Raw genomic sequence first — 22,553 nt, 5'->3', positions numbered from 1 at the left:
ATGGAACAAAGTATTAAGAAAAAAGAATTTCAAGCAGTTATAAAAGGATTACATGTTTTATTTACTTTTTTATTTGTGATGCTCTGTTTATCGATGGTCGTGTTTATTGGATTAAGTATTGTAGTAGGGGTTATACCTGCTGAAAGTGTGATGAATGTGATGGAGAAGGGGCAACTGTCTGCTACGCTTCATATTTCTGGGCTAGAAATAGCCTTGAATCAGTCAGCTATTCAAAACTTCGTGTACGATAAATCGACTGTATTATGGATATTCATTCTATCTTTATTTAACATAACGATGGTTACTTTTATCGTGTTTTTAGTGAAAAATATGTTAAAAGGTATCGTAAAAGGAGAGGTATTTTCTGTAGCTAATAGTAAACGAATGGCGTATATCGGGTATACAATTGTCGTATTAAGTTTAACCATTCATTCGATGCAAGCTTATGTCATTTATGCGATTAGTACATTATTTCAATTGCAATTGCAGTTCGAACAAACAGATTGGATTGAATCGGTGAACTATCAAATTTTCGGTATTCACTGGAGTATGCTATTATGTGGTTTAGTAGTTTGGACGATTAGCCGAATCTTTAAATATGGCTCATTTTTACAAGAAGAATATGATGCCACAGTATAGGAAGTGAACGTATGACCATCATTATTCGATTAGACCGCATGCTTGCAGATAGAAAAATGCAACTAAGTGAACTGGCAGAAAAAGTAGACGTTTCCATCGTCAACTTATCAAACTTAAAAACAGGAAAAGTAAAAGCTGTCCGTTTTTCCACGCTGAATGCCATTTGTAAGGCACTCAACTGTCAGCCGGGCGATATTTTAGAGTATGTTGAAGAGGATGAATAGAGGATAACAGACAAGGGCATTGCTATTTTGTGGCAATGCTCTTTTTATTTATAATAATTGAATGAGAAAAATTCGGAACGAGCAAAACGATTAGCTATCCGAGCAAAACAAAAAAATTACTCAAACAAAAAAGCATGCCCTAAATAATAAGACATGCTTTAACGTGAGTCTATGTTTGCTGATCTACTACAACGACCTTTTGTTGTGGTTGATATATTGTATATAAAATGGCACCGAAAATTAGTAAAATACCAAACACTTGGAGTGATGTTGGACGGAATGATAAAAGTACGACGTCCAGCAAAATCGCGACAACCGGATCAACGAATACGAGTACTGACACGACAATCGTTGAAAGATTGCGGATGCTATCAAAGAATAGGTAATACACAAACCCAGTATGAATTAAGCCTGTTCCTAAAATGTAGAGCCAGTTTGATGTTGTCAGCCCGTCAAATAGCGTGAAGTCACAAAATGGTGCTAACATAAAAATACCAACAATCGTTTGGATAAATGTTAGGGCATAAGAGGATAAGCCGGTAATGGTTTTACTCGTAAACATCGTTAAAGCATAAAAAACGGCTGAAAGAAGTGCCCATACAAACCCAGAGCCAAAAAAGCTATCAAGTGATGTGAAATTGTTGATGCCAATGATGAAAATACTACCGATAAAGCATACAACCGTTGCACAAATAGCACCGATTGTCATTCTCTCAGCAAGTAATACAGCCCCTAATATTAAGACAAAAATAGGCGCTAAATTATAGATTGATATGGCAATCGAAATGGACATCTCTTCGAAAGCCTTAAATAAAAATACCCAATTCAACACGATAAAAATGCCACAAAGAAGCGTTTTACCTACTTCTTTTTTCGCCCATTTTTCTGTTTTATGTCCACCGGTAGCAAGCCACATGCCGCCTAGGAAAAGTGTGGCACAAATACACCGTACAAAGACAAGTTCAACAGCAGGAATACCTGTATGTATCGTGAAAAAGCCGATAGAGCCGAAAATAGCCATCGAAATCGTTAATTTAATCATTGCTGCGATATTCAAAATTGTTCCCCCCATGTATATCAATATAACAAATTCACGTAAAGAGAAACATAGGCTTTTGGTAATTTAGGGAAATGGCGTGTTAAACTATACTCGTAGGAGGGGGACATATTGTTGGGACCAATCATTTCATTTGCCTATGTAACGATGATTATAATGCTTAAATCGATTGAACATAGAGAAACGATTAACAGATTATCGTTTTTTCGTCAAATGGGGCTCGCGTGGTTGTATTTGTTGTCACTGTATGTGGCGGTAGGATTAATAATGGGGCCAGGTAAATATATGGCCCATTTGATACATATTGAATTTTTTTCATGGATTTTTAAAGTAGTCTGGGTAATGATAAGCGTAGGTGTGGCGCTACTACTCATTCAACTACTATTACCGTATTTACTGAAGGTAGAGGAACAGAGAAAAACGTAAGAATCTGCAGAATGAGATTCTTACGTTTTTTGCTATCCGCGTGTTTGACCTTCGCCGTACACGTAGTATTTTGTTGATGTTAACGCAGGTAAGCCCATTGGACCGCGCGCATGTAATTTTTGTGTTGAAATGCCAATTTCAGCACCGTAACCAAACTCAAAACCGTCCGTAAAACGAGTCGAGGCATTATGGTACACAGCCGCTGCATCAATCGAATTTAAGAACATCGCTGCATGGTGTGCATCTTCCGTAACGATTGCCTCTGAATGGTTTGTACCATATTTGTTAATGTGTAAAATCGCTTCTTCAACAGAATCTACCACTTTAGCACTTAATGTTAAGTCTAAAAATTCTTCAGCATAATGTTCTTCTGTTGCTTTTAAGGCAGTTGGCAGGGCACTACATACTTTTTCGTCCCCGTAAATCTTAATGCCAGCATCCGATAATGTAGCTAACAGTGCTTCCCCATGTTCAGTAAAGAAATCTTGGTGTAATAGTAAGCTTTCTGCTGCGTTACAGACAGAAGGGCGCTGTGTTTTAGCATTTAAGATGATTTTTGTTGTCATGTCGTATTTAGCTGATGCATCGACAAATACGTGACAGTTTCCAGCACCTGTTTCTAGTACAGGTACACTTGCTTCACGTACAACTAAATCGATTAAGCCTTTACCACCGCGTGGAATGAGTACGTCTAAGTAGTCGTTTAAGTTGAATAATGTTTTCGCTGTTTCACGCGATGTGTCTTCGATTAGTAAGACCGCATCTTGTGGGAAGCCAACTTTTTCTAATGCACGATGGATGGAAGCAACAAGCGCAATATTCGAATACTTCGCTGATGAAGAACCACGAAGCAGTACCGCATTACTTGTTTTTAACGATAGGGTAGCCGCGTCAATTGTTACGTTTGGGCGCGCTTCATAAATCATCCCAATTACACCAAGTGGTACGCGTTTTTTTACGATTTTTAAGTCGTTTTCTTTTGTAATCTCTTCTAATACTTCGCCAACTGGATCTGGTAAATCAACAAGTAGGCGAATGGCATCGCTCATTGCTTGAATACGTTCTTCATTTAACATAATGCGGTCAAGTGTTGAAGTTGGTAAACCTGATTCTTTCCCGTCTTGTAAATCTTTTTTGTTTTCTTCGATAATGATAGCTTGATCTTCTAACAGTTGATCAGCAATAGCTAGCAACGCTTCATTTTTTTCAGCTGTTGATTTTGTATTCATTGTAAAGCTCGCTACTTTCGCGCGCTTTCCTTTTTCAATTACTTCATTCTCCACGATTGTACTCATCATATTCCTCCTTAAGCTTGAATCCAATTATTACGATGAATGACGACTTCAATTGGTTCGTCAAGTTCATCTGTTCGTTTCCCCATTACTTTTTCAATTGTTTCACTGGAGTATAATGTTTCACCACGACCAATTAATACGTGGCGGTCATATACTTCCACGACGTCTCCTTTATCGAAATGTCCTTCCAATGCATAAATACCTGCAGGAAGAAGGGATTTCCCACCCGTCGTTAACGCTTTTACGGCACCTTCATCAATGAATAACTTCCCACTCACTTCCGTAAGGGTTAACCATTGCTTATTCATGGGCAAAATTGTGCAACATTTACTTTCAAAGTATGTGCCGTCCCCATGTCCATCTAAAATAGTCATGAGCTTATCTTCACCAGCACCATTTCCAATAAATACTTTCACACCCGCATTCATCGCATATTTGGCTGCCAAAAGCTTGGACTGCATCCCGCCTGTCCCGACTTTTGAGCCAGCACCAGAAGCAAAGCCGAGCATTTCATCTGTAATCTCTTCGATGTGGTCGATGCGTTTAGCATCAGGGTTTTTTAATGGGTTTGCGTCATACAAACCATTGACATCCGTTAAGATAATGAGTTGATCGGCATGGACTAAACCACTCACAAGCGCAGATAGCATATCGTTATCGCCAAATGTGAGCTCAGCTACTGATACTGTATCATTTTCATTAATAATTGGTAAAATTGAACGTTCTAAAAGTTCTGAAAACGTAGCATGTGCGTTTTTATAACGCTTCTTTTCACTAAAGTCGTGACGTGTAAGTAAGATTTGAGCAGCGACCATATCATATTCGCTAAATGCTTCTGTGTAGCGGCCAATGAGTAAACTTTGACCAACAGCCGCAGCTGCTTGCTTGCCTTTGATTGTAACGGGTCGAGAAGAATAGCCAAGTTTACGAAACCCTGCTGCTACAGCACCTGATGACACAAGGAGTACATCGTGACCTTGCTGCTTTAACTTGGCAATCGCTTCAATATGATCCATAAACTTTTGGGAGTCTATCTCACCTTTTGCATTTGTAAGTGAGCTACTTCCGATTTTGACGACAATTCGTTTTCTCTCCATAATGAATTCCTCCAATAGAAAAAAGCGCTTTTCGCCTAAATTAATAGGACGAAAAACGCTTTCCGTGGTACCACCTAAATTGAATGCAACTGCATTCCACTTGTTCTCTTAACGCTGAGTCGGCGCCTAGTTTTGCTAGGAGCTTGGTCGAAGTAGGTTCAGACGTCTTTTTCTGCACGCACCTTTCAGCCTATGGGTGTCGCTCTCTAATGCAGCTAAGTCACGCTTACTAGTCTTCGCTATGCTTTTGGTTATTTGTGTATAAGAATGCCTGACAATTGAACTTTTGTCAACAGCGTATTTGAATTTGTAAAAATAAAACGGATATAAAACGTAAAAATAATAGGGAATTAGCGTATTCGATAAAGCAAAATCAAGTAGTAAAGTCGTTTTACGTTCTTTTTTTATAGAAAATCCTTTTTGAGATTGTCTATGCTTTTCAGTACGTTTACATTACCTAGGAATAAACAGAGCATGCATGATCTAGAAGGACGAACAAGGTAATGGAGTTTGAAAAGCTAGTTACTGAAATGGAGCCTGTCATAGAGAAGCTATTGTCCAAATGTCGTATTTATAAAAATCGAGATGAGTATAAACAGATCGCATTTATCGCGTTATGGCAAGCATGGGAAACATATGATGCGAGTAAATATGACTTAAAGGCGTATGTGTATAATCAAATGTGGTACGACGTCATTGATGCTTTGCGCAAAAATGCGAAAAAAGAGGCGCGCTTTATTGCGACAACAGATGAAAAAATGACCTTTTATGTGGAACAAAAACAACAAGTCATTTCCGAAAATTCACTGTTTGAAAAGGTAGCAGGGCAGTTAAAGGCGGCGGAAAAAAAGCTACTCCACGATGTGTTTATAAAGGATCAATCCAATGAGCAACTAGCAAAGGAGTACGGCATTTCGGTCGAGGGAATACGAAAACGTAAACATCGCTTGCGTCAGAAATTGATTCATACATTTCAGGGGAAGGTAGCGGAATTAAAATGTCATGATTAATGTTGCTTTGAAAAAATGGGAGTAAAAATAGGCTAGAAAAGCGCTCATATAAAAAACAAGCATGAAAATGAGCGCTTTTTAGTTCGTTTAAAGGTCCATTCTTGCAAAATACATACTACTCTTTTCACTCAAACGCATCCTTCAGTTTTTTAGGCATCATACTGTACATAATTCGCAATGCCAACATTAAACCTACTATGATGAGCATCCACTCAATAGCCTTTTCAAACGAGCCTGTTAATGGTAATGGGTTTAGTATTTCTTTTCCGCCTATAATGATGATGATCGCTACAATCCATGCTAAGAAGAAACTGCCGATATATTGTGTCCACTCTTTCTTGGTCAGCTCGTTAAAAGCTTCACGATATCTTATGTAATTTACGACTGCCGTAACAATCACAATAGTAAAAGAAAGCCACGTACTCATGGAATCACCTCATTTATTATACGAATCAGACCTTATTGAGTTTCAGATTTTTTCCTAAAGAAGATAACTAAACATATAAAAAATGATCTCATTCTATAGGAGAAGAGACCATTTTTTTCTGTAGGAGTTAATTCTTATAAATGGTTTGAATAAATGTATCCCGCTCTTCAGATGATTGCTTAACATCATTGAGTAACATTGCGCCAACTGTATGTTCAGTCTGTTCATCATCAACAAGGAATTGTAAATTAACCGATTGTGTTATTTCTTCAACAGGACATTTCCCCTTAAATTCCACTACTTTTTGTCCACGTTGTGTCTCGAAAAACACCCAGTCACTTACTTCACAATAGTTATTAAAGGCTTGTTCCACTGTTAAATTACTATTGTCCACTAATGTTTGGCTCTTAACATAGTCAATATACGCGTTTTCTGTAATCGCATCTTTAGGTCCGTAAAAATAGTAAAATGCACCAATGAGAAGTATTGGGACAATCCATAAAACGGTTCTTTTCGTTACTTTCATCTTCCATTCCCCCTAGCTATATATAAGTGCATTATAACATTGATATGTATATATTTTCTAGATTAATATAATATTTTCTGTTTTATGCACGTAAATTGTATTTTGGAAATAAAATCATTTATTTCTCTTTAATTATCGAAATAATGAGAAAATTGCCCAGGAAATAAGAAAGACGAATCGCTATAACGATTCGTCTACTTTTTTAAGAAGTGGAAGAGATATATTTTTCACGAATCAACGCTAAAATACATGCTGTTACTAAAATCAGAATGGAGATGATACTAGCTGACATAAACAATCCACCATATCCGTTTTGTGCAGCCATTGTTGTCATGTCTGTTACAGTAGATGTAATGAGTTCTTTTAGCGTTGGGTCCTGGATATTCGCGATGGCTGTACTTATTGTCTCTTGAGAGATTTCAGTGCCATCTGTAAAACGTTGTGCAAATTGCCCCATTTCAGCTTGCGCTTCATTAGATAGTGTTACATGATTTAAGTTTGCTTGCAGTTTTTCAGGAAACGCTGTTGCAAAAAGAGTAGGCATGTCATTAAAACCGCGGGCGATAAATCCAGCATAGATCGTTGGTGCAAGCGTCATCCCGATTTGCCGAACTAAAGAGAGCGTCGCAATAGATGTCCCTTTATCTTTTTTGATCCCTTCCGTTGCTAAAATATTGAGCGGTGCACCGAGAATCATCCCCATGCCAACACCTGCTACAATAGATGCCACGATAAAGTGCCATTTTGCCTCAATCCAAAATGGGAAGAGGAAAAATCCAATCATGGAAAGAATCCCTGATAAGATAATCGCGAAAATCGGTCCTTTTTTATCGACGAAGGCACCGCCAACTCCAGCGCCAATCCCCGCAGCAATGGCAAGTGGTGTCATCCAGTAGCCTGATTTTTCTGCAGGGATACCTAATACTTGTTCAGAAAACGCAGGAATAAAAATCATGGCCGCTAATAGTGCGCCCGAGAACAATCCAATAAGTAATGTAAATAAGTAAGGTGGTTTTTTTAGTAAGTTAAAGGGTAAAATAGGGTCTCCATTTTTAGCTTCCAGTCGACTTTCATAAAATAATAAGCCAATAAATAGAACAATTCCTACAAGAATAAAGCCATATACAGTTGGTTCAAGTAAACTGGCAAAGAAGTGAACACCCTCGATATTCGTGAGTCCATACATAATCCCTAAAATGGCGAGTGATAATAGAACTGTGCCGAATAAGTCGAGTTTGCCTGGATTTGGCTCGCTTGTTTCTTCTAGTTTTAGTAAGCCAAAAATGATGAGAAAGATAGCGATTGGTACATTGATGAGAAAGAGCACATGCCAGCTACCCGTTACATCTATTAAAAAACTACCAACGTTTGGCCCTAATACAGCAGCAATGCCGTTCATCCCACCTAGCATGCCAAGTGCTTTCCCTTGTTTTTCGGCAGGGAGGGTGCTCAGTATATGTGAGCTACCAATGATGAAAATACCGCCACCACCCATTGATTGAATAAAGCGTGCGATTAAATAGAACGTAAAGTTTGGGCTAAGTGCTACAAGTAATGAACCAATGCCAAAAATCGCAATTTCAATAATAAATAATTTTTTTCGTCCGTAGCGGTCGGAGAGCTTCCCAATAATCGGTACACTGATGGCTAAACCGAGTGTGTATATTGTGATTCCCCAAGCCCCCCAGTTAGGAGAAACGTCAAATGAACTGTTAATCGTTGTGAGTGCTGCACTAATAATCCCGTTATCGAGTGCAGCCATAAATACACCGATTGCAAAAAGAGTCAGTGCCCAAGTTTGTGAAGAAACGTTTTTCTTCATGTATAAGCCTCCTTCTAAATAATTGAGTTATTGCCCCCATCACATGAATCCACATTTACAAAACATACGTTCTTTACTATACTTACGAGTAAAAGGAGGGGATGAATTGAAAGCGTTATTAATCGCCGAAAAACCTTCCCTAATGCGCGATATCCAAAAGGTTTATAACAAAATAACACTACCGTATACAATTGATTTTACATCTTTTGTCGGGCATGTTGTAGAGTTAAAAGAGCCACATGAGTATCATGCAGAATGGAAAAAGTGGAGTTTAGATCTTCTCCCAATGATGCCAGCTAAATATGAATTTCGTGTAAAAAAGAGTGCCTATAAAGTATATAAAGACATTGAAGCATTGCTAAAAACAAATCAATATGACTTTATTATTAATGCTTGTGACGCAGGGATGGAAGGAGAAAATATCTTTTACTCTTTCTATAAAAAAGCTAGATGTGCACTGCCTGTAAAGCGTTTTTGGACATCACAAACGACAGACGCTGCTATTCGTCATTCTTTAGAGCATTTAATTGATGAAAACGATGAAATGATTCGGAATTTACGCAACGCTGCCATGTACCGAATGATTTTTGACTGGCTTGTAGGATTAAATTTAACACGTGCCGCAACCGTAAAAGGCGGACGTACGATTAAAGTAGGGCGTGTCATGACACCCACTTTAGCGATTGTCGTAAAACGAGAGTTAGAAATTCGAGATTTCGTTCCAACGCCGTATTTCCAGCTTGAGTTAGATACAGGTGAATTGAAAGCACTTTGGTTCGATCCGATTGCCAAAACAAACAAAATCGATTCATTGGAAGCCGCACAAGTGATTCAGGCGAAGTTAGCACCTACTGCATTCGTGAAGCAAATTGAAACAGAACGAAAAACAATATTTGCGCCGAGTTTGCATTCTTTACTAGAACTACAAAAAGAGGCAAATAAGTTTTACGGCTTTACGTCGGCAGAGACGCTAAAAATAGCCCAAAGCTTATATGAAAAAAAGCTTATTACGTATCCCCGTACCGAGTCCAAACATTTACCAACTGCATTTGCTAAAACGATTGCTCATCAATTACAAGTAGCGGCCACTCTACCACAGTTTGAACAAGTAGCCAAACACATTTTAAGTAATGAAGCACATATACAAAAGACGATGTATACGAAAAGATATGTGGATGATAAAAAATTAACCGATCACCATGCAATTACGATTACGGATGTAGCTGTCGGTAAGAAAACTTTAACACCGGCAGAAGTGAAAATTTATGAGTTAATTGTCAAACGACTGCTCGCTATTTTTTTACCTCCTTATGTATTAGATAAAACGAATGTCATGCTACTATGTGGGGAGCATCATTTTAAAGCAAGTGGCAATACGGTGATTGATAAAGGCTACACAGTTCTTTACGAAGCGCAAAAGCGAAAAGAAGAACGACCGCTACCGCTACTAAAAGAAGGGCAACAGCTGAACGTTCATAGTAGCCAAATCTTATCGAAAATGACAGAGCCACCAGCTCGTTATACAGATAGTACTTTGCTCGATGCGATGTTTCATGCAGGTCGCTTTGTGGAAGATAAAACACTCCAGGCCATCTTAAAAGACGCTGAAGGCATTGGAACAAGTGCAACGAGAGCAGAAATTATGGAAAAACTTCTTTCAATCGGTATGATGATGCGGGAAGGAAAATCGCTTGCGGCAACCGATTTCGGGATTGATGTTATTAGGTCGCTTGGTAATCATGATGTTGTCTCACCTGTTTTGACGGCTGTGTGGAGCAAGAAGTTAAAGGATATTGTGGACGGCTCTCTTAGCTCGCGCCAGTTTTATACAGACATGCAGCAATTTATTCACGATACAACCGCAAAAATGAAAGCACTTGAAATGACCGTTGCAGAAAAAGAAGTCGTGATTGTAGGGAAATGTGTTACATGTGGGGATTCAGTAGTAGAAGGATTTAAAGGGTACAATTGTACAAATAAATCTTGTAAATTCTATATTAGCAAATCACTCATGAAAGGCAAAATTACGCCTACTGATATGAAAAAGTTACTCGCGGGGAAAGAAACGCGAGAGATTTTGTTTACATGGAAAAGCGGTAAAAAAGGAAAGGCAAAATTAAAGCTAAACGGTGAGAAACTGGAATTTCTTTTTACCCCTAGTAGACAACAAAAAAAATAATATACGCATGCTAACTAGACGTTGAAAGTATATGGTGATACTATTTTTATTCATTATGTAAATTTTACTTTTGAAAATGAAAATAACTTACCATTTCAATCAAATTTACATATAATAAACAAACAAGTTCGGAAATTAGTCACTTTTTATTTGGATGATTCGTTTGATTTTTTAGAATTCTCTTGACGTTTACGCCTATAGTTTGTACACTGTGGGAAATCAAATGTTTTTTCTAGAAGTACAACAACATTATTAAGTAAGGATCTGGTGAAATGATAGTATGTAAATTTGGCGGTACTTCCGTCGCAAGTGCAGAGCAAATTAAAAAAGTATTTAACATTGTTAAATCGAATCCTGAACGCAAAGTAGTTGCTGTTTCAGCTCCTGGAAAACGTTCAAGTGAAGATATTAAAGTTACGGATTTATTAATCGATCTAGCGGAAACGGCACTTATTGGCGGTGATGTTGAGTCAAAAATTAATGCTGTTGTCAATCGATATGAAGATATTACAAGTGGTTTAGGTTTAGATCAGACGATGTCGGAAATTATCGCTGCAGATTTACGTGAGCGTGTTGCAGGCGATAAGTCTAATAAAGATTTGTTTATCGATAATTTAAAAGCAAGTGGTGAAGATAATAATGCAAAGCTAATTGCCGCTTACTTTAATGTAGCGGGCTTACCAGCGCGTTATGTCAGCCCGAAGGAAGGGTTACTTGTTAATGATCTTCCTGAACGCACATATGCTTTATCTGAAGCTTATGAAAAATTAAGCGTATTAAAGGATACAGAGGAAGTTGTGATTTTCCCTGGCTTCTTCGGCTATACTAAAGACGGTATTTTACGTACATTTGACCGTGGTGGTTCAGATATTACAGGGTCAATTTTAGCTTCAGCTGTGAGTGCTGACCTTTACGAAAACTTTACGGATGTAGACTGTGTATTTTCAGCAAATCCAAAAGTAATCAACAACCCAGCAGAAATTAAAGAAATTACTTATCGAGAAATGAGAGAGTTATCATATGCAGGCTTTGCTGTTTTCCATGATGAAGCATTAATGCCTGTGTATAGACAAGGTATTCCAGTGAACATTAAAAATACAAATAACCCATCCGCGCCGGGTACACGCATTGTACCTACTCGTTCAGAGCAAGGTCGCTCGGTGACAGGGATTTCGGCAGATAGTGGATTTTCCATTTTATATGTATCAAAATATTTAATGAACCGTGAAGTTGGCTTCGGACGAAAACTGCTTCAAATTATTGAAGAAGAAAATATTTCTTATGAACACACGCCATCTGGCTTAGATGATATTTCAGTTATTATGCGTTCGAATCAATTAACACCAGAAAAAGAAGAGCGTATCGTAAATCGCGTAAAAGAAGAATTACATGCGGATGATGCACATTTCCGTCATGGCTTCTCGATGATCGTTATCGTAGGGGAAGGGATGCGCAATAATACAGGCCTAGCTGCGCGTGCAACAACAGCGATTTCTTCGACAGGCGCAAATATTGAAATGATTAATCAAGGTTCTTCTGAAGTAAGCCTAGTGTTTGGGGTAAACAAACAATTTGAAGACCAAATTTTAAAAGCGTTATATAGCGAATTTTTTTCCGCAGTGAAAATGTAACGAATAGCGATTAGCGCTAAAATCGTTCGCTTAATTGCATCTTAAACAAACACTTGTTACCAAACTAGCCTTGTTGGATTATTTCCGACAAGGCTAGTTTCACTTTTTTCAAACAAATCACCTTTTTATCAGTATTCCAAAAGATCGGTACTTGATGAATATCAAGCATTTGATGTACATTATATGCAGTCGCTCAATTTTCTAAATAGATTTGGAACAAAATAAAAGTTTAATGCCAAAATATGTTCTTGGTTAAAAAAGTAGGATTCTAAAAGCACATGGAGTGAAGGGCGGCGACTCCAGCGGGAAAAGCGAGAAAGTCGAGACCCCGCAGGAGCGAAGTATGAGCGACGAGGAGGCTCGACCTCGCCCGCGGAAAGCGTCCGCCCGTAACGGAATGTGCGGTCAAGTACATATTTTGGTGAAGAGCCAAAATAAAAGTTATTTTTTAAAGGATTGAACAAATGAACGTATTTACATATGAAGTACCCGCAAGGTTAAATGCCACGGAAGATATACCAGTCTTGGAAGCAGGTCAACATGCGTTTACACTAAATCGTGTATATGATAATGGCTTAAAAAAATTATTGGACGGCTATTTTGATTATCGCTACTTTTTAAAGTACGTAGTGAAAACAACGGAAGACAAGGCCGTATTTATGTGTCGTAAAGTACAACGGAAAGGTCGCTTATGGTATGAGGCAACAGATTATCGTACGAATGAAACATATGTAATTAACTATGAGAACTGGCGAATTGGCGTGCCTGAGCTGTTTATTAAAGGTACTGCACTCGAAATGAAAATCGATAAAGCAATGGAAGATTGGTCAGCTTTTCTCATTAGTGATACACTAGTTGCTCGTTGGCTACCCGTGTACGATGAAATATCGGACACGTTTAGTATGACGTTAGAAATCATGCCAGAAAGTCCAGTGCAAGATGCCGCATTTTTTTTAGCGATTGCACAATCGACATTATTTATTGGTGCGTAAAGTGAAGGTGTTTGTCGTTCACATAGACTGTGAATGTGGTATAAAGGAGGACTTATGAACATAGTATTTGTTTTAACAGCAACGGGTGAAGAAGTTTTAGAGATGGTCTCAACAGATGTGGCAGGTCTCTTAGCAGCAGTACAAGGGGAAAGTGTTACATTCCCGCATGGTAATTACCAATATGATTTTCATAATTTAGATCACTACTTAGAGGATGGTGTATATCGTCAAGAACTTGTGATTTACTTAAAGGCTGTGTGAATGCACAGCTTTTTAATTTTAACTTAATGTTGTTTTATTGTAAATTTATTGTTAATTTTATATGAAAGAACTGGTAGACTTAATAGTTGACTAGTAAATATTGGTGGTGTGTGAATGCTTACGATTTTTGGTGGGATTGGTTTATTTTTATTAGGCATGACAATGCTGACAAATGGGTTAAAAGAAGTGGCGGGTGAAGCGTTAAAAAGGTGGCTCAATACATTTACAAAAGGGACATTTACAGCAATTATAACGGGTGCGCTCATGACCGTTTTAGTGCAGTCCTCTACGGCTACTACGCTGTTAACAATCGGCTTTGTTAGTGCAGGCTTATTAACATTTTTACAATCGATTGGTGTCATTATCGGTGCGAACATTGGGAGCACGAGTACAGGTTGGATTATTTCATTAATTGGCTTTAAAATTAGCCTTCAAACAATGAGCTTGCCGATTATTGGTGTCGGTGTATTTATGTCGTTAATTGCACCAAATGACATTAAAAAATTTGGTAGTGTTCTGGCAGGGTTTGGTTTATTATTCCTTGGGATTGATATGTTACAACAGGGGATGGGGTCGGCACAAGACTTGATTTCATTTGAATCCCTTCCTGCTGATTCGTTTATCTCGATTATTTTGTTAATTTTGATTGGGTTAGTGATGACGGTAATTATGCAGGCATCAAGCGCGGCGATGGCGGCAACCTTAACCGCCTTATTTGCAGGGGCAATTGACTTTAACCAGGCAGCTTATTTAGTTATTGGGCAAAATATCGGTACGACAGCTACTGCACTTTTTGCAGCAATTGGTGCATCTGTATCCGCTAAGCGTACAGCGATGACGCATTTTTTATTTAATGCGATTACAGCTGTCTTTGTCACAATTGGGTTTACATATTTTATCAAAGTAGCAAAATGGATCACAGAAAGAATTGCTGGAGAATTCGATCAAACGCTGGCACTTGCTATTTTCCATACAATGTTTAGTGTAATCGGGATGCTTATTTTCTTACCGTTTATGAAAGTATTTGCGAACGTACTGATGAAAATTATACCTGAACGTGAAAATGCATTAACGAAAAATCTGGATGATAGTTTAATACAAGTACCATCTGTAGCGATTTACGTCAGCTATAAAACGCTGCGAGATATTATGATGCATTTAACGAGCGCTTTAAAATTACTGATTGCGGAAAAGAAAGTAACGGTTGAATATGAAAAGATGATGCTTGAAGTAGAAGAAGCAATCGATCAAACACGTGATTTCTTAAATTTAGTCCAGTCAACCTCTAGTAAAGAGCGGCATCAACATATTTGCATTTTGCATACGTTGGATCATTTGAGCCGTTTAATCAAAGTGCTAAGAGAACAACAAAAGGTGGAAGCGATTTATTTCCAAGAGAAATTAATGATTAAATGGCAAGCAATTTTAACTGATATTACAGACGTACTACATGATGACGATAAGTTATTAGAAATTTCGATTATACTTGAACAAACTTCGCAAGAGATGGCGCAAGAACGTCGTATTAAACGTGCGGAATACTTCGAACGTTCCGTAACAAGTGAAAAAGCATTGGAAGAAGCAGTATCAAAGGTAGAGGCACTTCTATGGATCGATCGACTCGTCTATCATTATTGGCGTGCAACCGCGAGGATGGCAGAATTCCAAGCTTTAGAACAAGAAGTAAAATAACAGGGTGCCGGAAAGTGAAAATTTTCCGGCACCCTGTTTTTATCGTGTTAGGCTTTTAGTCAAAAGTGATTTCAGTATGAATAAGCTGTTTTTCATAAATGAATGTGAATACTTTTTCGGGAATTATAATTCTAAATAACTATTGATTTTTAAAATATGATGAATTTACGATATGATACTTTATTTTAAAGCAAAAATATTTTGATTCATTGGATAATTATATCTATAGAAATTACATATTTTTAGTTATAATAGTAATATGATAGGGAGTGATCATATGGGAAAAGGTAAAATGGTACTAGTAAGTGGTATCATCACGGTTTGTTTATCAACTATTGCCATTGTAGCACTTTTATTGATGAGCGAGGATAGCCCTCTTAAAAAGTTAAAAGAGGCACCTCTTGAAAATGCAACTGCTGCAACAGTAGTTCCAGTTGAGGAAGAAGTACATATTGAAGATTCAAATGTTGGCATAAAAACGATGACAGATAAGTTAGGGACTCACGATATTTTATTTGAATCTGGAGCAGTAGCTCATACGGCTACATCCGGTCCAGTTCAATTAACAGTAACTGAAGTACGATTAGAGCAGCTAATTGCGGCAAACGATCAAATTAAAAAAGCGGTAGAAGGGCATGATCGTGCAACGTTAGCCGTGTTAGAAGTGACAGTAGAAAACAATGGGGGACAGCCAGTGCTGTTTAACCTCGACGACGCTAAAGTTATTGCGGATAGCAATGAAACAACTGTTTTAAACCCAAAATTTTCACATAAATTTGGCGCTCATTTTGAACCGAATGAGAAAAAGCAAGGCACAGTGATGATTGATTTTGCATCGAAGCCGCGAGATATTGCGAGTATTCAATTGAAAATAGCCCCAGTCTATGACCAAAATTATGATGAATTAGGTGAACCGATTGTGCTAAAGGTTCCGATGTATTAAATAAGTAAAAGCGCGAGTGGAAATACCACTCGCGCTGTTTTTATTGCTTTTCTAATTTTTCAATTTCTTCTGGACTAACATTCACACGTTTTAAGAAGAATGATAATACTAGTGCTACGACGGTTACAACGGTCGCGACTAAAAATGAAAAATGAATCCCTTCTAGTAACGCTTGCTGTTGTAGCATCGCCATTGCATTTTCTTGTGTCATATCCATTGTTGTAGCTAATTCTGCTCCTTTAGAAGTCGCAACGGAATTCATAATCGTCATAAATAATGCTGTACCGATTGAACCGACTACTTGCTGAGCGGTATTGTTTACGGCTGTACCATGTGGATTTAAACGAGTTGGTAATTGGTTTAATCCATTGGTCATAATGGGCATCATCACCATGGACATCCCAAACATGCGTAACGTATAAACAACCACGATATGTGTATACGTTGTATCAAGCTGTAATTGAGATAATAAATACGTTGTATACGTTGTAATAGATAGACCGATAACTGCTAGTGCACGTGGGCCAAATTTATCGAATAGTTTCCCTGTAATGGGCGACATAATCCCCATTATTACTGCTCCAGGTAACATCATTAAACCAGAATCTAATGGTGAAATCCCTCTCACACTTTGTACATAAGCCGGTGTTAAAATCATGCCAGAGAACATGGCTGCGGCGTTAACCATGGCAATAACCGATGCCAAAGCAAACATGGGATATTTATAAACACGTAAATTGAGTAAAGGCTGCTCTAAACGGAATTGGCGTACAATAAACCACACTAAACCAATCGAACCTGCAACAAGCGTTGTGATCACGACTGGATCTGACCAGCCAGCCGCACTCGCAGAACTACATCCGTATAAAATACCACCGAAACCGATAGAAGATAATACAACAGAGAAGTAGTCTAATGATGTTTGACGTGTATCCATGACGTTTTCTAACTTCCACACGGCTAATGCTAAACTAATGACAGCAAATGGAATAATCATTTCAAACAATAAACGCCAGTCATAGTATTCAACAATGTAGCCAGACAGTGTTGGTCCAATGGCTGGTGCGGTAATCATAACAAGACCAAAAATCCCCATAGCTGCCCCGCGTTTTTCACGAGAGAAGCTCACAAGCATAATATTCATCAGTAAAGGTCCCATGACAGATGAACCAGCTGCTTGAATCATGCGACCAGCAAGTAAAAAGCCGAAGCTTGGTGCAATGGCAGCCATCACTGTGCCAAGTGTAAACAGTGCCATTGATGTAATAAAGAGTGTACGGTTTTTAAATCGTGTAATTAAAAAGGCAGACACAGGAATTAAAACCCCACTCACCAACATATAGCCTGTTGCTAGCCATTGTACCGTAGCATAATCCTTCATACCGAAATCAACCATAATGGATGGCAGGGCAACGTTTAACAATGAGTTATTTAAAAACGATACAAATGCTCCAAAAAATAAAATGCCGAGCATTAAATATGGCGGTTTTTTTTCTATAGTGCTAGTATTCATTCTTTTCCCCCTATATTTCTATTCTTTATTTTCTTCACTTGAAAGATTTTATACTATAAGTCCAAAAAAATCAAAGAAAAATAACGTGAGTATAAGTTGGTTACTTCCGTCAACGTATCATGTTATACTTAAGGCAAAGAAAAAAAGAAGGAGGCACTATGAATAAACGTAAAAAACTAGTCGTTGATCATGCGTTGTCCTTATTCGTTGAAAAAGGAATTGGCCAAACATCCATTCAGGATATATTAGAACGAGCGAGTATTTCCAAAGGGACATTTTATAATTATTTTTCATCTAAGCATGAGTGTGTTGGTGCGATTTTAGAGCAAGCACGTTATGATGCTACATTAGCACGTGGCGAAATTATGATTGGTAAAGACCCTCAAGATGTCGATGTACTAATCGAACAAATAACGGTGCTGTCTAGCATTAATCGTTCACGTGGCATAGACCGAGTGTTTGAAGAAATTTTACACTCGGGTGATATGGAGCTGAAAAAGCTTGTTTTAAAATATCGCGTGTTAGAGTTAGATTGGCTTGCCACTCGATTCGTGGAAGTTTTTGGTGACGACATTCGCGATTATGCTTTTGAAGCAGCTGTTTTATATTATGGCATGATGCAGCATTTATCATTTACAGGAAAGCTGATTCATCAAAATACACTAGAAGTGAAAGCAGTCGCTACCTCTACAATGAAATACATGAAAGAAATTGTGCCAATGCTCATTCATCAAGGAACAGGTTTATTTGATATTCAAAATGTGAGCGTATTTATCGGCTCCTTTACGAAAGTCGAAGTCTCAGCAGAAGAAGTGCTCGAGCAATTGGAGACGTTCCAAGCGCAACCGCATTTTACAAAGCCACAGCAAGATGTAACAGATGCTTTACTAGAGGAGATTAAGAAGGAGACACCTCGTGAAATTGTGGTCCATGCATTATTGCGGGCGTTTACATATGAATTTAAAGATTCTCCGTATACAAATGAAGTAAAAGAATTGTCTAGTGTTGTATGGTACTTGGTGAAACAACTGAAAATGTAAGAAGAAGCTCTTCCGATGATGGGGGCTTTAGAGGAGATCGAAGGATTATATTTATTCATCGCTTCACACGACGAAGCTGTTCCAGAAATGAGTAAACGACTCATTTGCGGAACAGCTTTTTAGTGGATAAAAATTCTCTTGTTTACTGCCAAAACTGTTTCAAATAGGGGGCGGCTTCTTTCATTTTTGCCCCATACCAAAACATTTCACCATCGATGATTTGGATAGTAGTATTCGGCAAATGCACCGCTAATTCCTCAATATGTTTTTGCGCGAACGGAAAGGGCTCTGTCGATAAAAATAGGTAATCTAGTTGGGCATTTTTTAATGCTTCGATATCGACGACAGGGTACCGCCCTTCATAAGCTGTAAATGGATTTTCAAAGCCAACCGTTTCCAACATATCATTAATGTAAGTTGTAGCACCGACAACCATATAGGGTTTACGCCACATCATATAGGCTGCTCTTCCTGCTTTTTGAGGGAGTGTTTTGAATGCTGCGTCAATTTGACGGACCAACTCTTTACTTTCTTCTACTCGATTGACTAATTGGCCAGCATCTTCAACCATCCGCTGTGCTTCTGAAATCGATTCCACCTGAAAAACATAGACAGGAAAATGCTTTTCAAGCATGTCCACCATTTCTTTCGTGTTTTCTTCTTTTTCCATAATAATTAAATCCGGCTGTAACGATTGAATCGTAGTTAAATCGACTTGCTTTGTGCCGCCGACTGTTTGGACATCGGCGACTTGTTGTTCTGGGAATATACAATACTTTGTACGTCCAACAATCTCTTGCTGCAAGCCTAGATGAAATAATGTTTCTGTAATCGCCGGGCAAAGAGAAACAATGCGTTTTGGTGGAAATGCATACGTCACGTTTCTGCCTAAATGGTCTACTACATGCTTCACATAAATACCTCCTTATCGTTCCTTTTCAATAGGGAATTGAAATTGTTTGCTTGCATGATATTCTCCCTGTTCAAATGTGCGTTCTGTAAAGTGCCATGCGGTTTGATCGAATCGGACAACGGTTGAGCAGCGTGTACCATAGCCTTCAAATTGAATGAAAATCGGTGATAATTTTCTTTCGAGTTCAAGGGGTACACCTGTGGACGGTAATGTCTCATCTGACGCTTGCTGCTTGTTTGTTAAAATATAAAATAAATCATCGTCGGAAAAATCGTCATTCAATACTACGTTTGTGAATTGGGCTTTTAACAATTCGACTTTTGGCCAAGGGGTATTAAGTGTCGCATTGGACACACAATGCATGCCAGGCTGCACTTCTGTTACGTCATCCATCACGTTATTGTAATGAAACAATTTGTCGCCATCATAAAGTAGTACATTAAACGGTCCATACAAATCCCGCTTTATTTGTAAGTCCAGTGCAAATTGTTCAGCACGGCTATCACTATTCAAAAAATCTGTGGCAATTTGTCCTCGTGAATAGGTCCCCTTGTCCGAAAGCAGGGGATTTCGATAATTGGTAATCGCAACAAAGCGACCCGACTGACTAACACCTAACCATGTCCCACCTTTTTCGCCGTCCCGTCCAGCTAAAATGTGCGTTGCATCTTCCCACATATGCGCGGCTTTCGTTTCACGTATGTAAAACTCATCTCGATTTGCTGCGATGATGATCGGGAAGTCTGGGTGTGTCTTATAACTAAAAGCGATAATACACATGTTTTCACGCCCTTTCTATCATTACTATTACGGATTCCGCTACATTTGTAAACCCTCTTCATGTGCCGCTAAAAATAAAAAGATTGTTTTCAACTTTTTCAAGCAGTTATCCGTCTAACTTATATAGACAATAAAATACTGAAAAAGGAAGGAGCCTTTAGGAGATGAAGCATCGAGCGCTATCAATCAAATCGTTAAGATGGTGTATTTAAACATATGACATGGTGGAGCTATTTAATAGAAGAATAATACAGACTAGTGAAAGGTGTAAGGAAATGCGGGTTATTAAGCGAATTAAATGGGCAGGGTGGGTAGCACTTATTTTATTTTCAGTCGTAACATTCGGTACGATTTACTATTTTGTAAGTCCTGCAATAGAAGCTTCTAGCGGTACTAATCATACAGCTGAGGTAGAAGAAATTAGCGAGGATGCTAGTTTAAATATAAGAACAGATACAAAAGAGACAGATACATATACAATGTCGATTAGTATGCCGACATTCAAAAGTAAAAGCTTAAATCTCCCTATAAAAGAATGGATGGAGCAGCAGAAAAGTGTATTTATAGAAGAAGTAGAACGTAACAGTGAGATGTTAAACGCAGACAATTTAGCGCATTTAACGATTGACTTAAAGGTAGAAACAACGGGTGAATTATATAGTTTGTTATTTACCGCTTATCAATACGTTGGAAAAGGGAAGCCGACACAAGTTTTTAAAACGTTTACGGTAAATAGGAAATCAGGCCAAAGCGTACAATTACATGACATCATCGATTTAAATGATGAAGCTTCAAAAACAATTCGTACATTCATAAAAGATCAATTAATGGAGTGGGAAGACTATGTAAGAGAAGAGGTATTAAATGAAAAGTTAAGTGATCTTGATAATTTAACATGGTCGATAAGTAAACAAACACTGAATATTTTCTTTGATCCATACGAAGTGGCAGCCGGCAGTGTAGGTGGAATAGAAATGAAAATCCCGCTTCAGGCATTACGTTCATATTTACATCCTACTCTATTAAATAATGCGCAATTAGAACATATGATAAGTATAGAAAAATCACAATTAGATCCCCATGGAAAATATATTGCGCTGACCTTTGATGATGGACCAAGCCCTAAAGTGACACCGCAGATTTTGAAAACGTTAAAGCAACACGGTGCAAAAGCTACTTTTTTTATGCTAGGTAAGCAAGTGGAAACGTATCCACAAATTGCAGCACAAGTAGCAAACGATGGTCACGAAATTGCGAATCATTCATATAGTCACTCAAAGTTAACTAAGCTGACCAGCCAAGAAATGATCAAGGAAATGAGCGAAGCAACTAAAAAAATCGAAATGGCTACAGGCATTGAACCGGTATTATTTCGCCCACCTTATGGAGCTTATAATAATGATGTTGTCCACTATGCTAAGATGAATGACTATTCTATGATTCTATGGTCTGTCGATTCACTAGATTGGAAAAGTCGTAATCCAGTTGCTATCAATGATATCGTTACAAACAATGTGACAAATGGTTCCATCGTCTTAATGCATGACATTCATGCGTCCACAGCGGAAGCGTTACCCGAATTGCTAGTAACATTAAAAGCAGCAGGCTACCAGTTTGTAACGGTATCTGAACTGCTCATGTTACAACATGAAAACGGCGCGGGCCCGCATTTTGGGCATGTTTCCTAGGTGTATTTCAATTTACTTTGAATCCTTTGCGAAGACTTTTCCTTCGTAGAGGATTTTTTTCATGTTTGTGAATGATTTGTATAAGCTATTTTGAACTAATCATTGAATATGACAAGGTGGAAATCCGTTCACATCTTGAATCATATGAAAGTCGTATTGCTTTAGGGCGAATTGGCTTTGATACAAGTATTCAAGGATAAGCAACTTTCCATTTGAAACGCCGCATAAAATGCCGGAAGTTCCTTGCCCGTTAGACAGAGATACGCCAACGGGCTGACCTATTAAGTAGCCAATTTTATATGGCCATGGCATAAGAGTTACTCCTTTCAGTACATGATTTATTCTAAGAGAATGGTAATGGGACAATATAGCTTAGTAGTATGCATTTGGACAAAAAC

At 38.2% G+C, this 22,553-nt stretch carries 22 protein-coding genes; 12 read left to right on the top strand and 10 right to left on the bottom strand.

Annotated features, from left to right (window positions below):
* A complete protein-coding gene (locus AAGS61_RS08920) occupies positions 1-639 on the top strand; it encodes a DUF2975 domain-containing protein (protein WP_391370306.1) in 639 nt (212 codons plus the stop codon).
* A gap of 11 nt (positions 640-650) precedes the next feature.
* Positions 651-863, top strand: a complete 213-nt coding sequence (locus AAGS61_RS08915; protein WP_391370304.1) for a helix-turn-helix domain-containing protein — start codon at positions 651-653, stop codon at positions 861-863.
* Between the two features lie 169 nt (positions 864-1,032).
* Here the strand turns inward: AAGS61_RS08915 and AAGS61_RS08910 are convergent, their stop codons facing one another.
* Positions 1,033-1,935: a DMT family transporter gene (locus tag AAGS61_RS08910; protein WP_391370301.1), complete on the bottom strand. Its 903-nt coding sequence runs from the start codon at positions 1,933-1,935 to the stop codon at positions 1,033-1,035.
* Between the two features lie 99 nt (positions 1,936-2,034).
* Between AAGS61_RS08910 and AAGS61_RS08905 the strand changes: the two genes are divergently transcribed.
* The gene (locus AAGS61_RS08905; RefSeq protein ID WP_391370298.1) at positions 2,035-2,346 is read left to right on the top strand and encodes a hypothetical protein; all 312 of its coding nucleotides are present in this window, start codon (positions 2,035-2,037) and stop codon (positions 2,344-2,346) included.
* Positions 2,347-2,378: 32 nt separating this feature from the next.
* Here the strand turns inward: AAGS61_RS08905 and AAGS61_RS08900 are convergent, their stop codons facing one another.
* Positions 2,379-3,641 carry a glutamate-5-semialdehyde dehydrogenase gene (locus AAGS61_RS08900; RefSeq protein ID WP_391370295.1) on the bottom strand — a complete coding sequence of 421 codons (1,263 nt, stop codon included), beginning with the start codon at positions 3,639-3,641 and terminating at the stop codon, positions 2,379-2,381.
* Between the two features lie 11 nt (positions 3,642-3,652).
* Positions 3,653-4,738 (bottom strand): glutamate 5-kinase, encoded by a 1,086-nt coding sequence (proB, locus tag AAGS61_RS08895; protein ID WP_391370292.1) that lies wholly within the window; start codon positions 4,736-4,738, stop codon positions 3,653-3,655.
* Between the two features lie 503 nt (positions 4,739-5,241).
* Here proB and AAGS61_RS08890 point away from each other — a divergent pair.
* Positions 5,242-5,748, top strand: a complete 507-nt coding sequence (locus AAGS61_RS08890; RefSeq protein WP_391370289.1) for a sigma-70 family RNA polymerase sigma factor — start codon at positions 5,242-5,244, stop codon at positions 5,746-5,748.
* A gap of 124 nt (positions 5,749-5,872) precedes the next feature.
* Here AAGS61_RS08890 and AAGS61_RS08885 read toward each other — a convergent pair whose 3' ends face one another.
* From AAGS61_RS08885 to AAGS61_RS08875, 3 genes are all read right to left on the bottom strand, one after another.
* Entirely contained in the window at positions 5,873-6,175 is a 303-nt protein-coding gene (locus AAGS61_RS08885; protein WP_391370286.1) for a hypothetical protein, read from the bottom strand.
* A 127-nt stretch (positions 6,176-6,302) separates the two neighbouring features.
* Positions 6,303-6,701 (bottom strand): glucosamine 6-phosphate synthetase, encoded by a 399-nt coding sequence (locus AAGS61_RS08880; RefSeq protein WP_391370283.1) that lies wholly within the window; start codon positions 6,699-6,701, stop codon positions 6,303-6,305.
* 202 nt (positions 6,702-6,903) lie between these two features.
* Complete coding sequence (locus tag AAGS61_RS08875) at positions 6,904-8,523, bottom strand: MFS transporter (RefSeq protein ID WP_391370281.1); 1,620 nt, start codon at positions 8,521-8,523, stop codon at positions 6,904-6,906.
* A 106-nt stretch (positions 8,524-8,629) separates the two neighbouring features.
* Between AAGS61_RS08875 and AAGS61_RS08870 the strand changes: the two genes are divergently transcribed.
* The 6 genes from AAGS61_RS08870 (at position 8,630) to AAGS61_RS08845 (ending at position 16,221) form a co-directional block, all read left to right on the top strand.
* Entirely contained in the window at positions 8,630-10,702 is a 2,073-nt protein-coding gene (locus AAGS61_RS08870) for a DNA topoisomerase (protein WP_391370278.1), read from the top strand.
* A 272-nt stretch (positions 10,703-10,974) separates the two neighbouring features.
* Positions 10,975-12,333, top strand: a complete 1,359-nt coding sequence (locus tag AAGS61_RS08865; RefSeq protein WP_391370275.1) for an aspartate kinase — start codon at positions 10,975-10,977, stop codon at positions 12,331-12,333.
* Positions 12,334-12,797: 464 nt separating this feature from the next.
* Positions 12,798-13,325, top strand: a complete 528-nt coding sequence (locus tag AAGS61_RS08860; RefSeq protein ID WP_391370272.1) for a tubby C-terminal domain-like protein — start codon at positions 12,798-12,800, stop codon at positions 13,323-13,325.
* Between the two features lie 54 nt (positions 13,326-13,379).
* Positions 13,380-13,586: a thymidylate synthase gene (locus AAGS61_RS08855; RefSeq protein WP_391370269.1), complete on the top strand. Its 207-nt coding sequence runs from the start codon at positions 13,380-13,382 to the stop codon at positions 13,584-13,586.
* Positions 13,587-13,700: 114 nt separating this feature from the next.
* Positions 13,701-15,278, top strand: coding sequence for a Na/Pi cotransporter family protein (locus AAGS61_RS08850; protein WP_391370266.1), 1,578 nt, complete (start codon positions 13,701-13,703; stop codon positions 15,276-15,278).
* 277 nt (positions 15,279-15,555) lie between these two features.
* Positions 15,556-16,221 carry a hypothetical protein gene (locus AAGS61_RS08845; RefSeq protein WP_391370263.1) on the top strand — a complete coding sequence of 222 codons (666 nt, stop codon included), beginning with the start codon at positions 15,556-15,558 and terminating at the stop codon, positions 16,219-16,221.
* Positions 16,222-16,261: 40 nt separating this feature from the next.
* On the opposite strand, the gene AAGS61_RS08840 is transcribed toward AAGS61_RS08845, so the two are convergent.
* Positions 16,262-17,734 (bottom strand): DHA2 family efflux MFS transporter permease subunit, encoded by a 1,473-nt coding sequence (locus tag AAGS61_RS08840; protein ID WP_391370260.1) that lies wholly within the window; start codon positions 17,732-17,734, stop codon positions 16,262-16,264.
* Between the two features lie 158 nt (positions 17,735-17,892).
* On the opposite strand from AAGS61_RS08840, the gene AAGS61_RS08835 reads away from it, so the two are divergent.
* The gene (locus AAGS61_RS08835) at positions 17,893-18,774 is read left to right on the top strand and encodes a TetR/AcrR family transcriptional regulator (RefSeq protein WP_391370257.1); all 882 of its coding nucleotides are present in this window, start codon (positions 17,893-17,895) and stop codon (positions 18,772-18,774) included.
* A 142-nt stretch (positions 18,775-18,916) separates the two neighbouring features.
* Here the strand turns inward: AAGS61_RS08835 and AAGS61_RS08830 are convergent, their stop codons facing one another.
* Both AAGS61_RS08830 and AAGS61_RS08825 read right to left on the bottom strand, forming a co-directional pair.
* Positions 18,917-19,687: an ABC transporter substrate-binding protein gene (locus AAGS61_RS08830; RefSeq protein WP_391370255.1), complete on the bottom strand. Its 771-nt coding sequence runs from the start codon at positions 19,685-19,687 to the stop codon at positions 18,917-18,919.
* A 12-nt stretch (positions 19,688-19,699) separates the two neighbouring features.
* Positions 19,700-20,467 carry an NRDE family protein gene (locus AAGS61_RS08825; RefSeq protein WP_391370252.1) on the bottom strand — a complete coding sequence of 256 codons (768 nt, stop codon included), beginning with the start codon at positions 20,465-20,467 and terminating at the stop codon, positions 19,700-19,702.
* Positions 20,468-20,742: 275 nt separating this feature from the next.
* Here AAGS61_RS08825 and AAGS61_RS08820 point away from each other — a divergent pair, with 275 nt between their 5' ends.
* The gene (locus tag AAGS61_RS08820; RefSeq protein ID WP_391370250.1) at positions 20,743-22,155 is read left to right on the top strand and encodes a polysaccharide deacetylase family protein; all 1,413 of its coding nucleotides are present in this window, start codon (positions 20,743-20,745) and stop codon (positions 22,153-22,155) included.
* A gap of 99 nt (positions 22,156-22,254) precedes the next feature.
* Here the strand turns inward: AAGS61_RS08820 and AAGS61_RS08815 are convergent, their stop codons facing one another.
* Complete coding sequence (locus AAGS61_RS08815; protein WP_391370247.1) at positions 22,255-22,467, bottom strand: hypothetical protein; 213 nt, start codon at positions 22,465-22,467, stop codon at positions 22,255-22,257.
* Positions 22,468-22,553 lie beyond the last annotated feature (86 nt).

This window comes from Lysinibacillus sp. KU-BSD001, from assembly GCF_042920265.1.
In the GTDB taxonomy this organism is placed as follows: domain Bacteria; phylum Bacillota; class Bacilli; order Bacillales_A; family Planococcaceae; genus Lysinibacillus_B.
The sequence above is the reverse complement of the archived record's forward strand: the minus strand, read 5'-3'. Positions and strand labels throughout refer to the sequence as shown.